This window comes from Rhodococcus sp. 1R11, from assembly GCF_004563845.1.
Taxonomy (GTDB): domain Bacteria; phylum Actinomycetota; class Actinomycetes; order Mycobacteriales; family Mycobacteriaceae; genus Rhodococcoides.
The window spans coordinates 159,947-173,614 of the sequence record NZ_SPNG01000004.1 but is presented as its reverse complement, the minus strand read 5'-3'; the positions used below and the strand labels follow the sequence as shown (position 1 = coordinate 173,614).

Here is a 13,668-nt window from a genome sequence, read left to right as displayed (position 1 = left end):
ACTACCGCAGATCGCCGCGGGCGGCCTCGTACGCAGCGCCGACGCGGTAGAGCCGCTCGTCTGCGAACGCGGGAGCCATGATCTGCAGGCCCACCGGCAGACCGTCCTCGGACGCCAGACCGGAAGGCACCGACATCGCACAGTGGCCGGCCAGGTTGGTGGGCAGGGTGCACAGATCGTTGAGATACATCGCCATCGGGTCGTCGACCTTGTCGCCCAACGGGAATGCCGTCGTCGGGGTCGTCGGCGACACGAGCACATCCACCTTCTCGTATGCCGCGTCGAAATCCTGCGCGATCAAGGTGCGGACCTTCAGGGCCGATCCGTAGTAGGCGTCGTAGTAACCGGCCGACAGCGCGTAGGTGCCGATCATGATGCGGCGCTTGACCTCCGGCCCGAACCCCTGAGCGCGGGTGGTGGCCATGACCGACTCGGCGCTGTGGTGCCCGTCGTCGCCGGCACGCAGGCCGTACCGCATTCCGTCGAACCGGGCCAGGTTGGACGACACCTCGGACGGGAGAATCAGGTAGTACGCAGCCAGTGCGTGGACGAAGTTGGGGCACGACACCTCGACCACCTCGGCGCCGAGCGAGGTCAATGCGGCCACGGCGGCGTCGAAGGACGAGATGACACCGGACTGGTAGTTGTCCGAGTGCAACTCCTTGACCACACCCACCTTCACTCCGGTCAGGTCGCCGCGAGCGCCCTCTCGGGCCGCCTCGACGACGGGACGAACCGGGGTGTCGACCGACGTGGAATCCCGGGGGTCGTAACCCGCGATGACCTCGTGCAGCAACGCGGTGTCGAGCACCGTGCGACCACAGGGTCCACCCTGATCCAGCGAGGAGGCGCAGGCGATGAGTCCGTACCGCGAGACGCTGCCGTACGTCGGCTTGGTTCCCACGGTGCCGGTCAGTGCCGCGGGCTGCCGGATGGATCCACCGGTGTCGGTGCCGATGGCCAGGGGTGCCTGGAACGAGGCGAGCGCAGCCGCGCTTCCGCCTCCCGAGCCGCCCGGGATCCGGGTGGTGTCCCAGGGGTTCTTGGTCGGTCCGTACGCGGAGTTCTCGGTGGAAGACCCCATCGCGAACTCGTCCATGTTGGTCTTGCCGAGAACCGGAATGCCCGCGGCTCGCAGCTTCGAGGTCAGCGTCGCGTCGTACGGCGACACCCACCCGTCGAGAATCTTCGAGCCGGCAGTGGTCGGCATGTCGGTGGTGGTGAACACGTCCTTGAGCGCCAACGGCACCCCGGCGAGCGGTGAGGCCGGTGCCGAGCCCGCGGCAAGCCCGGCATCGACGTCGTTCGCCGCGGCCAGCGCCTGCGCGCTCGCCACATGCAGAAAAGCGTGAAGGTCGCCGTCGACCTCGGCAATCCGATCCAGATGTGCCCGGGTCACCTCCACCGCACTGACGTCACGCGAGTGGATACGGTCGGCGAGCTCGGACGCGTCGAGCTTGGTCAGGTCGGTCATTCGCTCTCTCCCAGAATCTGCGGCACCGCGAAACGGCCCTCCTCGGCATTGGGTGCACCGGACAGCGACTGCTCCGGCGTCAGACCGGGAACGATCACGTCGGGACGCGTCACATTGACGATGTCGCTGGGGTTGGCTGTCGGCGCAACGTCGTCCGTCGCCACCTCGGCCACGGTCTTGACGTGATGGAGGATCGAATCCAACTGGCCGGCGAACTCGTCGAGTTCGGCGTCGCTGAGAGCCAAGCGCGACAGCCGGGCGAGGTGAGCGACCTCGTCGCGGGAGATATCGGGCACCGCGTAGACCCCTTTCACACAGTAGGAGTGGGGCCTGCAGGAACCGGCCCCGTATTTGCGCAGAGCGAACCGCACAGGTCCGCGAACGCGGTCCAGCCTAGTGCGCACCGTTTCGCCGACCTCACTCCCGGTCAGCGGTCGAGATCGGCCGCCGATCTCGCCCACACGAGTGTCAGAATTGTCACGTCCCGCGTTGCGTGTCGAGCCGGCCAGGTCGAAGATGCAAGGATTGCTCGCGCCGGGGGTGCACAGTGTTCCCTGAACTACGCCAGACGTCGAAAGGGAGCGTGCCATGTCCTACTTGCTCCGCGTGCAGCTGCCGGATCGGCCGGGCAGCCTCGGATCGCTGGCCGTGGCCCTCGGCTCGGTCGGAGCGGACATCCTCTCGCTCGACGTCATCGAACGCGGCGACGGCTATGCGGTCGACGACCTGGTGGTCGACGTTGCGCCCGGTTCGCTTCCCGACACACTGATCACTGCAGCCGAGAACCTCACCGATGTCCGCGTGGACTCGATCCGGCCGTACACCGGCGTTCTCGACACCCATCGCGAACTGGAATTGATCGACCGGGTCGCAGCGGCATCCGACGACCGTCTGCAAGTGCTGGTCGACGGCGCTCCCCGAGTTCTGCGCGTGGGCTGGAGCACGGTGGTGGCTACCAACGCGCACGGCCCGTTCCGCCTCGTCGGTAGCCCGGGCGCACCTGAAACACACGCCGCCGAACTGCCCTGGTTCCCCTTGACCTCTCCCGCTGCCCTCGACTCCGACGCAGACTGGGTACCTCAGGTGTGGCGGGACATGGACACCAAGATCGCTGCCGCCCCCCTCGGCACCACCGGCACCGTGCTGATGCTCGGCCGGCCCGGAGGGCCCGAATTCAGGCCGTCGGAGGTAGCCCGGCTCGGTTACCTCGCCGGGATCGTCGCAACCGTCCTGACCTGATCACCGGAACTCGCCCGGCCTCCCCTACTGCGACGCGTCGGTGTCCGTCGTCGGCTCCGACACTGCGTCCGGGCCCTCGGTCAACAGACGCGTGAACCCTGCCTCGTCCAGGACCGGTACGCCGAGCTCGACGGCCTTGTCGTGCTTCGAACCGGGCGATTCACCGACGACGACGAACGCCGTCTTCTTCGAAACCGAACCGGCGGCCTTTCCGCCTCGCAGCAAGATCGCCTCTTTGGCCTCGTCACGCGAGTAGGACTCGAGCGAACCGGTGACGACGATCGACAGGCCTTCCAGATTGCGCTCGATGGAGGCATCCCGCTCGTCCTCCATCGAGACGCCGGCATTCCGCCACTTCTCCACGATTGCCCGATGCCAGTCGACCTCGAACCACTCGGACACGGCAGCCGCGATAGTGCCGCCCACCCCGTCCACCGCCGACAGCTCCTCGACGGACGCTGCTTCGATTCGCTCGAGGCTGCCGAATTCTCCGGCAAGGGCTCGTGCGGCGGAGGGGCCGACGTGGCGAATGGACAGGCTCACCAGCACTCGCCACAGAGGCTGATTCTTGGCGGAGGACAGATTGTCGAGCAGTTTGCGACCGGTGGCCGACAATGCGCCCGACTTCGTGCGGAAGATCGTCGTCTTCATCAGGTCTTCTTCGGTGAGCGAGAACAGGTCGCCCTCGTCCTCTATGGCACCGGTGGCCAGAAGATCCGTCGCCGCTTCGTATCCGAGACCCTCGATGTCGAAACGCTGCCGTTCGGCCACGAAGAACACCCGCTCACGGCGTTGCGCCGGGCAGAACTGCGAATTGGGGCAGCGCAGGTCCGCGTCTCCGTCCTTCGCCGGTGCCAACGGCGTCGAGCATTCCGGGCATTCGGTGGGCATGACGAATTCGGTCTCGTTGCCGGTCCTGGCGTCGACGACCGGGCCGAGCACCTCCGGAATGACCTCTCCCGCTTTGCGAATCGTGACGGTGTCACCGATCAGAACACCCTTGCGCTTGACCTCCGACGCGTTGTGCAGGGTCGCGAGAGACACCGTGGACCCCGCGACGAGCACCGGCGTCATGTACGCGAACGGAGTCACACGCCCGGTTCGGCCGACGCTGACGCGAATGTCCAACAGGGTGGTGGTGACTTCCTCGGGTGGGTACTTGTAGGCGATGGCCCACCGCGGTGCTCGCGACGTCGTTCCGAGCCGACGGTGCAACGACATCTCGTCGATCTTGACCACCAAGCCGTCGATCTCGTGCTCGACGTCGTGGCGGTGCTTGTCCCAGTACTCGACCTTCTCCACGACGGCATCGATGCCCTGCACGCGCGTCGTGTGGGTGGAGATCGGCAGACCCCACGCCTGCAGAGCCTCGTAGGCGTGCCATTGCGAATCGGGGGTGAACCCGACCATCCGTCCGAAGCCGTGACAGATCATGCCGAGACGCCGTTTCGAGGTCACGGCCGGGTTCTTCTGACGAAGCGAGCCCGCCGCCGAGTTCCGCGGATTGGCGAACGGGGGTTTGCCCTCCTCTACGAGCGCCGCGTTGAGCGCTTGGAAGTCCTCGAGCCGAAAGAACACCTCACCGCGCACCTCGAGCAGCTCCGGGATCGGATATTCGGCGCTGCCGGTCAAGGTATCGGGGATGTCGTCGATCGTCCGAGCATTGAGCGTGACGTCCTCGCCGGTCCGCCCGTCACCTCGGGTCGCACCGCGCACCAGAGTGCCGTTCTCGTACACCAGGTTCAACGCCACACCGTCGATCTTGACTTCGCACAAGTAGTGCAGATCCGGCCCGGCCTCGGTCTCGACCCGCTTGGCCCACGCGCGGAGCTCGTCGTGATCGAACACGTTGTCCAAGCTCAACATTCGTTCCAGATGGTCGACGGCGGTGAACTCCGTCGCAAAACCACCGCCCACGAGTTGTGTCGGTGAGTCGGCCGTCCGCAGGTCCGGGTGGGCTTGTTCGAGATCGTTCAGTTCGCGCAGCAGGGCATCGAACTCACCGTCCGAGACGATGGGCGAGTCACGTACGTAGTAGCGGAATTGATGTCCACGTACTTCCTCGGCCAGTGTCTGCCACCGCTCGCGGTCGGCAGGGGTGGCAGGATCGAGTTCGACTCCGGCAGCCTCGGCGGCATCGTCGGTTCCTGCAGGTAGTTCGGTCGGCTCAGGCACGTGACGAAGATTATCCGACGGCACCGACATCGAAACGATCCTGCGTCCGGAAGGCTATCTGCCCATCAGGCCCAGCAGCAGGGTGGCGGCGATCAACGCCACCGCGCAGATTCCGGCAGTCAGCGCGAATCCGGTCAGGAAGTCGTCCGAGTAGATACCGCCGAGGACGGAGGCCATCACCGAGAGCAGGACACCGGCGGGCAGACCGCGCCGCTGGGCGTCCGAGAGTCGATACATGTCTCGATCATCGCAGATCCCCGTGTCAGATCTCGTCGACGACCACACTGTTCCCGCCGGACTGCTTGGACCGGTACATCGCCGCGTCCGCCGTGCGAGCCGCTCGTCCCACGACGGAGGTGCCCACGTCCCACAGCGCGGAGTCCTCACGCAGCAGTGCCATACCGACGCTCGCTGTGACCGGAATGTCGTCCCGGTGGTCGCACAGCACGCGCACCACATCGACGCCGAGGTCGACGGTGCCCTGCGCAGTTCCGACGACGGCCAGCAGAAATTCTTCGCCACCGGTTCGCGCGAGCACTCCGCCGTGGTGGCGCGCGAGTCTGCGTAGCCGATCCGCGACCCGGACGATGACCTCGTCGCCCCGGCTGTGGCCGTAGCGGTCGTTGACGGCCTTGAACTTGTCGATGTCGACCACCAGGAACGCCATCGACAGTCCGCGTTTGTTCGCGAGCTGCCACAGGTCGAGCAGTTCACTGTCGATACCGCGGCGGTTGTACACCCCGGTCAGAGGATCGAGTACCGACCGCTTGGCGTCGTTCGACAACGTCGTCCACGCCACCTGCGCGAACACCGGTACCGCCACCGTTGCCAGCAACAGCACCACCGTCGCCGTCGCAACCGCCGGGCCGTCGACGGCAACCACCTCGCCGTCCATCACAGCGAGGAACGTGCGAATACCGAAGCCGATGATGAACGTTGCCGTCCACACCAGGTGGGCCACGAGCAAACGAGGGCTCAGGAAATACGTACAGAACGCTCCGGTGACGGCGAACAGCACCGTTCCGATCAGGGACGCGACCGGCGCGTACAACAACAGCACCGAGGTGGTCAGAATGTCACCGAACGCCAGGAACCCGACGAAGAAGTTCTTCCCGGGGATCGGGCCGAACACGCACCGCGCGGCAACGAGTACCTGCGTGAACAGGACGAAGAAAACCCACCCGATTGCCAGCGAACCGGTGGGGCCGAGATCACTGAACAACATGAGAATCGAAGTGACGGCATACATCAGGACGGCGGTACCGAAGACGACCCGGATGATTCCCGTCAGTGGACGAGTGGACCGGTGGTTGATGATCCATTCGAAGTCGTGCGGAGCCCGGTACCAATCGGACGTGGCCGCGGCGAGTTTGGCCAGAACTCCGCGTCGATGCCGGCCGGAACGTCGGAGGGAGGCGACTTCATCGAAGCCGCGACCACCTGATGCCATGTACGAACTCCCACCGATTCAGCAGACCCCCGACGGCCGTGTGAATGATGTCACACCTGTTGTACGTCCCGAACGACCCGGGACGGAGCCGCACGCCGTTCCTGGAAGCGTGGCTCGGCACCTTGTGTTTCGTCACAAAGTCCCGGTCCATGGTCACAAGGATTCGGGTGCGTCCCGATAGGCCGCGACAACCTCGTGGGTGAGAGCCGTTGCCCGACGAGCCCACTCGGGCGTGCTTCCGGCCAAGCCGCAGGACGGCGTCACCGACACCTGCGAAGCGAGTATCGAACGATCGAAGCCGAGGCTGTCGACCAACTTCACACCGGGCTCGGCGCACTCGCGCCACAGAGGTGGCCGATCCGGGGTTGCCGACGGAACCGATCCCAGTACGAGGGTCTTTCCGGCCTGGAGCAGCTCTCCCAGCGCATCGAGATCGGATCGACGCAGCTCGTGTGCATCCACCGCCACTGCGACGGCTCGGGTTCGGCGCAGCAGGTCGACGGGAGCTCCCCTGTCGCAGCAGTGCACTGCGACCGGTAGCGCGATGGTGTCGATCAGTGAGTCGAGCAGGTCCAGAACCTCCGGTTCCGGGATCGCGCGCACCGAGTCGATACCGGTGATCCCGGTCAGACTGCCCGCGAGAACGGCGGCGAGACTGGGTTCGTCGAGTTGGACCACCACGTTCGCCGAAAGTCTGCGTGCCACTTCTGCGCAGTGCAGACGCAGCCCTTCGCCGAGGGATTCCGCGAAGTGCCGTAGAGCGCCGCGGTCGGTCAGCGCACGGTGTCCGTGCCGCAATTCGACCTGCGCCGCCATGGTGAACGGTCCTGCAGCCTGCACCTTGATGGTCCGGCCGGTACCGCGTAGTCCCGCGACCTCCCACAGTTCCTCGAGCACGTCGAGATCCTCGGTGAGAAAGTCGGTCGCACGGCGGCCGGCCAGCATCGGACGCGGTACGACGCGGTAGCCCGACGTCCGGACGTCGAGTTCGACGTCGACCATGATGGCTCCGGTGCGGCCGATCATGTCGGCACCGAGCCCGCGCCCGGGCAGTTCGACCACGTGCGGCAGTTCGCCCAACTCGCCGAGGACGATGGAAACGGCCTCACGAACATCGGTGCCGGGCCACGAACCTATTCCGGTCGCCAGCCCTCCGAACGTGCTCGAAGTCACTCGCGCTCGGATCGGGTGCCCGAGATGGTCGAGCTGCCGATCACGATGTCACCGTGAATGTCCTTGCGGTACAACACCGCTGCCTGCCCTTTGGCGACACCGGTCAGAGGTGCCCGGAGCTGGATCTCCATGCCGTCGCCGACGGCCTCGGCAACCGCGTCGGTCAGTCCGCCGTGCGCCCGAACCTGTACGACGCATTCGATGGGCCCGGTGGGCGCGGTGCCCTCGGTCCACACTGCGCGGTCTCCGGTGATGGACCAGACGTCCAGCTTCTGCGCCGAACCGACCATGACGGTGCCGGTGTCCGGTTCGATCGAGGTGACGTAGCGCGGACGGCCGTCCACGGCCGGTCCCTCCACCCCGAGACCCTTACGCTGGCCGATGGTGAAGCCGTGCACACCGTCGTGGTCCGCCAACTCGGCTCCGGTCTCGGAGTCGACGACCTTGCCGGGACGAACGCCGATGTGCGCGCCCAGAAAGGCCCGGGTGTCGCCCGAGGGAATGAAGCAGATGTCGTGACTGTCCGGCTTGTCGGCAACGGCGAGACCTCGCTCGGCTGCTTCCTCGCGAATCTCGGACTTGGGGGTGTCGCCGATGGGGAACATCGCGCGCGAGAGCTGTCCGCGGTTGAGCACGGCCAGCACGTAGGACTGATCCTTGTCGGCGTCCACCGCACGCCGCAGAACTCCGTCGTGCAGTTGCGCGTAGTGCCCGGTCGCGACCGCGTCGAAGCCCAGGGCCAACGCGCGGTCCGCGAGCGCGGAGAACTTGATCTTCTCGTTGCACCGCAGGCACGGGTTCGGTGTTTCCCCTGCCGCGTACGACGCGACGAAGTCGTCGATGACGTCTTCTTTGAACCGATCCGCGAAATCCCAAACGTAGAACGGTATTCCGAGCACATCGGCAGCGCGGCGTGCGTCCCCGGCGTCTTCTTTCGAGCAGCACCCGCGAGAGCCGGTCCGCAGTGCCCCGGGAGCGGTGGACAGTGCCAGGTGAACGCCCACGACGTCGTGCCCCTCGTCGACGGCTCGAGCCGCGGCGACTGCGGAGTCGACTCCCCCGCTCATGGCAGCAAGAACACGCATCAGCGATTTCCTCCTCGAGCTCCGACGCCGGCAAGTCCGGCGGCACGAGCACGTTCGACGACCTGCGGCAGAGCCGCAAGCACAGTGGTGATGTCCGAATCGGACGAGCCGGTTCCCAACGAGAACCGCAGGGATCCCCGGGCCACGCCCGGATCGCACCCGAGCGCGATCAGAACATGGCTCGCACTCGCGACACCCGCCGTACAGGCGGATCCCGTCGAACATTCTATGCCCGCGGCGTCGAGGAGCATCAACAGCGAATCCCCCTCGCACCCGGGGAAGGTGAAGTGCACGTTGCCGGCGAGCCGCCCGTCGCCCTCCGGGCCGTTGAGGATGGCGTCTGGCACCACCTCGCGAACCCCGGTGATGAGTCGATCACGCAACGCGCGAGTTCGTTCCCCGTGCAGCGACAGATTCTGCACCGTCGAGCGCAGTGCGGCCGCCATCGCGACGACGCCGGCCGTGTCGGGCGTGCCGGATCGGACGTCACGTTCGTGTCCACCACCGTGGAACAGCGGCACGCACGGGACCTGACGGCCCAGCAACAGGGCTCCGACGCCCTGTGGGCCCCCGAACTTGTGCGCGGCGATACTCAGGGCGGACAGACCGCTGTCGGCGAATCCCACTGGTAGGTGCGGTACGGCCTGCACGGCGTCGCTGTGCATCGGAACGCCGTACTCCGCGGCCACCGCTGCGAGTTCGGCGATCGGCATGACGGTGCCGATCTCGTTGTTGGCCCACATGACCGTCACCAGCGCGGTCTCGTCTGCGTGCAGAGCCAGCTCGGCGCGCAGCACATCGGGGGTGACCCGGCCCTCGTCGTCGACCGGGAGCCAGGTGACACTCGCCCCTTCGTGCGCGACGAGCCACTCCACCGCGTCGAGCACGGCGTGATGCTCCACCGAGCTGGCGATGATTCTGGTCAGTGCGGCGTTCGAGTCTCGACGGGCCGAAAAGATGCCCTTGACGGCGAGGTTGTCGCTCTCGGTACCACCGGAGGTGAAGATCACCTCGGACGGCCGCGCACCGAGGTCCGCGGCGATCGACTCGCGAGATTCCTCGACGCGGCGACGGGCGGACCGGCCGGAAGTGTGCAGTGACGACGCGTTCCCGACGGTGCCGAACACGGCGGTCATCGCCTCGATCGCACACGGCAACATGGGAGTGGTCGCGGCGTGATCGAGGTACACCGATGGCTGCGGCGGGGCGGGGGCAGGCGTACTGCGCACAGAAGGCATAACGCGCTCGACGATACCCGGTCGAGCGACCGCAGACCTACCTGCGCGAGGTGGGTCCACGGTCGCCCGGGTCAGCTGTGGATCAGGCTGCTGCAACCGCCGGCGCGCTGGGGCTCCGCTCGGCTTCGGCCATCATCTCGTGCACCGTCGGGTCGTAGACGTCCTTCCGGGGTCGTTCCGCAGGCTCCACTCCGTCGTCGCGTCGGATCGCCACCTCGCAGCGCCGCGCGAGGTCGTGTCGATCGCCGCCCGGCGCTTCCGGGGCGGTGAACTCGACCTCGGCGCGCAGTCCGGCGAGGCGGAAGATGCGGCCGATCGACGCTCCGATCGTCTCGTCCCCGACGAAGCACGTCGCGGTGGTCGGTTCGCCGTCTCGACCGAGATAGCGCAGCCGGATGGGCTGCACCCACGTCTCGGAATCGATGGCAGCTTGCAACAGGGCCGGGCGAAGCGATCCGTAGGCCAACCCACACCAGGTGGTGGCCTCGGGGAACACGACGACCGAAGCACCCGCGCGAATTCGGTCTGCAACCTGGTCGACAACGGCCGGGAGCTCACGCAGTCGTGCGCGATCGATGGGAAGCACCTTCATGGCCCGGGCCAGTCGCCCGAGCAGCGGCCAGTCCACCAGATCGGCTCGCGCAACGAACGTCGACGGCCGCACTGCCGTCAGGACGACGACGTCGGTCCACGAAATGTGGCCGGAGACGTGCAGGGCACCATCTGCCGTACGCGACCGCTCCCGCTCCGAGCGTGCATCGAGCACGGTGAGATCGATGCCGATGGCCAGTAGCAGCATCCGAGCGCCCAGCCGCGTCAATGCATGCCGAACCCGGGGAAAGGGCACCCCCAGGACGACCAACAGCGGCAACAACGCAAAGGCCGCGATCGCCGCAGCGATGCGCAGAACGAGGACGATTCGACGCACCGTGGGCGGATTCTTCGGCAAACACCCGTCACTGCACGGCGAGGACGGCATCCAGGCATGTGCCCGAACCAGGGGTTGCGTCATCGGGCACCGGACTCGAATGTCGTTGCTGCAGAACGAAGACGGTCCAGGTACCTGGTGTTGGCCTCGTGCAGGCCGAGGAGCGCGACGAAATCTGCCACTCCGAATTCCGGGTCGTGGGCGGGCTCACCACAGATGGAGGCCCCGAGCCGGAGGTAACCGTTCATCAACGGCGGCATGGACGTTCGCTTCGCCGCCGGAATGTCGACGAGATCGACTCCGTCGACGACCACAGAGTTGTAGGGCACGACCCGCCTGTCGACCGCTGTCGCGTGTCGATCCAACAGCCGGTCGCGAACACCACGCACGTTGGCCCCGATCGCTTCCCCGGGAGCCGATTGCATCGGAACCGACACGCAACCCATCACCCACTCGTATCCCGTCACGTCGAGGTAGTGCAGGATTCCCGCCCACATCAGGCCGAGGACCGACCCCGACCGGTGGTCGGGATGCACAGCGGCCCTGCCCATTTCGACGATGTTCATCCCAACGGGATCGAGCGCGGAGATGTCGAATTCGGTTGCGGTGTAATAGCCGCCTGCCGATACCGCGGCCTGCGGCGGCAACATGCGATAGCAACCGACGAACGTGTCGGTCCACTGGTCGCGAACGAGAAGGTGGTCGCAGAAATCGTCGAAGCGGTCGGCGTCCAGACCGTCCGTGTCGGTGGGTATGGCAAAGCCGGGCTCGGAGGCGAACACGTCGTAGCGCAGGCGCTGCGCCGCGAGTCGGTGTTCGGGGTCGGTGGACAACACGAGCGAATAGCGGTCGGTGGCCGGGACGATCGATGCAGTCGAGCTCATGACGGAAGTGGTCATGAGGTGTGTCTAACGAGCGGGGAAGACTACCGGGCATCGCCGAGGAGAAGTGTCGGAAGAGTTTGCATGAACACGATTGCGCCCGTCGAAACGCGACGGGCCCCCACCGCAATCGCGATGAGGGCCCGTCGAGCAGATATTTTCGCCGAGAGGCTATCCCTTGTGCTTCTTGACGGCCTCGGTCAGCTGAGGCGCGACGTTGAACAGGTCACCGACGATGCCGTAGTCGGCGATCTCGAAGATGGGTGCTTCCTCGTCCTTGTTCACCGCGACGATGGTCTTCGAGGTCTGCATGCCGGCACGGTGCTGGATGGCTCCGGAAATGCCGAGTGCAACGTACAGCTGCGGGGAGACGGTCTTGCCCGTCTGGCCCACCTGGAACTGGCCCGGGTAGTAACCGGAGTCCACGGCGGCACGCGAGGCACCCACTGCGGCACCCAGCGAATCTGCCAGATCCTCGACGACGGTGAACTTGTCGGCGCTGCCGACGCCACGACCACCGGAGACGACGACCGTTGCTTCGGTCAGTTCCGGACGGTCGCCGCCGACGATCGGGTCACGCGAGGTGACCTTGACGGTGCCCTCTTCCTGCGCCGGGACCTCGACGGTTTCGCGGGTTCCCGCTCCGGCCTTCGGCTCTGCCTCCACTGCGCCGGGGCGCAGCGAGAGAACGGGGACGTCGCCGTTGGCCTTGGCCTCGACGGTGAACGCACCACCGAAGATGGAGTAGACGGCACTGCCGTCGCCGTTGATCGCGACGACGTCGTTGTGGTAGCCCGAGCCCAGACGGGCGGCGAGGCGGCCGGCAACTTCCTTGCCCTCGATCGTCGCTGCGGTGATGATCGCCGCAGGCGAGACCGATTCCGCGAGGGACGACAGGATGTCGACCTTCGGCGTGACCAGGTAGCCGTCGACGTCGTCGGACTCGGCGACGTAGATCTTCTCGGCACCGGCTTCGGTGAGTGCGTCGGCGACCTTGTCGGCGGTACCGACGGGGCCGGTGACGACCGCGGACGGCTCACCCAGTGCGCGGGCCGCGGTGATCAGCTCGGAGCTGACCTTCTTCAGTGTTCCTTCGACGTGCTCCACGAGCACGAGTACTTCTGCCATGACTTGCTCCTCGTTGGTCTTCGATTGCTCGGTGGGGCGGGATCAGATGATCTTCTGGCCTACGAGGTAGGTGGCGATCTTGTCGCCGCCGTCGCCCTCGTCGGTGAGCCGCTCGCCGGCAGTCTTGGGAGGCTTGGGGGTGGACGAGGTGACCGTCGTTCCGGCGTTGTCGACACCGACGATGCCGTCCTCGACACCGATGTCGGCCAGGGTGATCGTCTGCACCGTCTTCTTCTTGGCGGCCATGATTCCCTTGAACGACGGGAAGCGAGGCTCGTTGATCTTCTCGGTGACGCTCACGATGGCGGGCAGCGTGGCTTCGAGTCCGAAGATGCCCTCGTCGGTCTCGCGCTCGCCGGTGACCTTGCCGTCTGCGACGGACAGCTTGCGCAGCTGCGTCAGGGCCGGGATCTGCAGGTACTCGGCGATGATCGCCGGAACTGCGCCGGTACGGCCGTCGGTGGCCTCGTTGCCCGCGATGATGAGATCGGCAGGCTCGTCGTTCTCGAACGCGACGTTGCCCAATGCCGCAGCCAGGGCGTACCCGGTCTGGATGGCGTCGGAGCCGTGCAGGCTCGGGTCGTTGAGGTGTACCGCGCTGTCCGCGCCCATCGACAGGGCCTTGCGGATCGCGTCGGTGGCGCGATCGGGGCCTGCGGACAGAACCTTGACTTCACCGCCCTGAGCTTCCTTGATGAGCAGGGCTTCTTCGACGGCCCGCTCGTTGATCTCGTCGAGGACGGCGTCCGCAGCCTCGCGATCGAGGGTGTAGTCACCGTCGCTGAGCTTGCGCTCGGACCATGTGTCTGGAACCTGCTTGATCAAAACAACGATGTTCGTCATGGGTCTGCGTCGACCTCCTGGTCATGTTCTGCTGATCGTGAGTGTTCTAACGGT

13 protein-coding genes are annotated in these 13,668 nt (G+C 66.3%); 1 reads left to right on the top strand and 12 read right to left on the bottom strand.

Annotated features, from left to right (window positions below; translation table 11 throughout):
• Position 1: 1 nt before the first annotated feature.
• Together gatA and gatC are read right to left on the bottom strand one after the other, a co-directional pair.
• Positions 2-1,474, bottom strand: a complete 1,473-nt coding sequence (gene gatA, locus E4P29_RS08760) for an Asp-tRNA(Asn)/Glu-tRNA(Gln) amidotransferase subunit GatA (protein WP_032366363.1) — start codon at positions 1,472-1,474, stop codon at positions 2-4.
• On the bottom strand, positions 1,471-1,770 hold the full coding sequence (gene gatC, locus E4P29_RS08755) for an Asp-tRNA(Asn)/Glu-tRNA(Gln) amidotransferase subunit GatC (protein WP_027496634.1): 300 nt from the start codon (positions 1,768-1,770) through the stop codon (positions 1,471-1,473). The genes gatA and gatC overlap by 4 nt, the downstream gene beginning before the upstream one ends.
• A 292-nt stretch (positions 1,771-2,062) precedes the next feature.
• On the opposite strand from gatC, the gene E4P29_RS08750 reads away from it, so the two are divergent.
• Positions 2,063-2,713 carry an amino acid-binding protein gene (locus E4P29_RS08750; RefSeq protein WP_027496633.1) on the top strand — a complete coding sequence of 217 codons (651 nt, stop codon included), beginning with the start codon at positions 2,063-2,065 and terminating at the stop codon, positions 2,711-2,713.
• 24 nt (positions 2,714-2,737) lie between these two features.
• Here the strand turns inward: E4P29_RS08750 and ligA are convergent, their stop codons facing one another.
• The 10 genes from ligA to E4P29_RS08700 form a co-directional block, all read right to left on the bottom strand.
• Complete coding sequence (ligA, locus tag E4P29_RS08745) at positions 2,738-4,918, bottom strand: NAD-dependent DNA ligase LigA (RefSeq protein ID WP_135043857.1); 2,181 nt, start codon at positions 4,916-4,918, stop codon at positions 2,738-2,740.
• Between the two features lie 24 nt (positions 4,919-4,942).
• Positions 4,943-5,125: a hypothetical protein gene (locus tag E4P29_RS08740; protein WP_027496631.1), complete on the bottom strand. Its 183-nt coding sequence runs from the start codon at positions 5,123-5,125 to the stop codon at positions 4,943-4,945.
• A 25-nt stretch (positions 5,126-5,150) separates the two neighbouring features.
• On the bottom strand, positions 5,151-6,338 hold the full coding sequence (locus tag E4P29_RS08735) for a GGDEF domain-containing protein (RefSeq protein ID WP_135043855.1): 1,188 nt from the start codon (positions 6,336-6,338) through the stop codon (positions 5,151-5,153).
• A gap of 153 nt (positions 6,339-6,491) precedes the next feature.
• Entirely contained in the window at positions 6,492-7,511 is a 1,020-nt protein-coding gene (locus tag E4P29_RS08730; RefSeq protein WP_135043853.1) for a methionine synthase, read from the bottom strand.
• Entirely contained in the window at positions 7,508-8,596 is a 1,089-nt protein-coding gene (gene mnmA, locus E4P29_RS08725; protein WP_027496628.1) for a tRNA 2-thiouridine(34) synthase MnmA, read from the bottom strand. Before mnmA ends, E4P29_RS08730 begins: the two co-directional genes overlap by 4 nt.
• Complete coding sequence (locus E4P29_RS08720; protein ID WP_135043851.1) at positions 8,596-9,834, bottom strand: cysteine desulfurase family protein; 1,239 nt, start codon at positions 9,832-9,834, stop codon at positions 8,596-8,598. The genes mnmA and E4P29_RS08720 overlap by 1 nt, the downstream gene beginning before the upstream one ends.
• A gap of 82 nt (positions 9,835-9,916) precedes the next feature.
• The gene (locus E4P29_RS08715; protein WP_167735422.1) at positions 9,917-10,846 is read right to left on the bottom strand and encodes a lysophospholipid acyltransferase family protein; all 930 of its coding nucleotides are present in this window, start codon (positions 10,844-10,846) and stop codon (positions 9,917-9,919) included.
• Entirely contained in the window at positions 10,843-11,661 is an 819-nt protein-coding gene (locus E4P29_RS08710) for a GNAT family N-acyltransferase (protein ID WP_135043849.1), read from the bottom strand. Before E4P29_RS08710 ends, E4P29_RS08715 begins: the two co-directional genes overlap by 4 nt.
• Positions 11,662-11,814: 153 nt before the next feature.
• On the bottom strand, positions 11,815-12,771 hold the full coding sequence (locus E4P29_RS08705) for an electron transfer flavoprotein subunit alpha/FixB family protein (protein WP_135043848.1): 957 nt from the start codon (positions 12,769-12,771) through the stop codon (positions 11,815-11,817).
• Between the two features lie 42 nt (positions 12,772-12,813).
• Positions 12,814-13,614, bottom strand: a complete 801-nt coding sequence (locus tag E4P29_RS08700) for an electron transfer flavoprotein subunit beta/FixA family protein (RefSeq protein WP_027496624.1) — start codon at positions 13,612-13,614, stop codon at positions 12,814-12,816.
• Positions 13,615-13,668 lie beyond the last annotated feature (54 nt).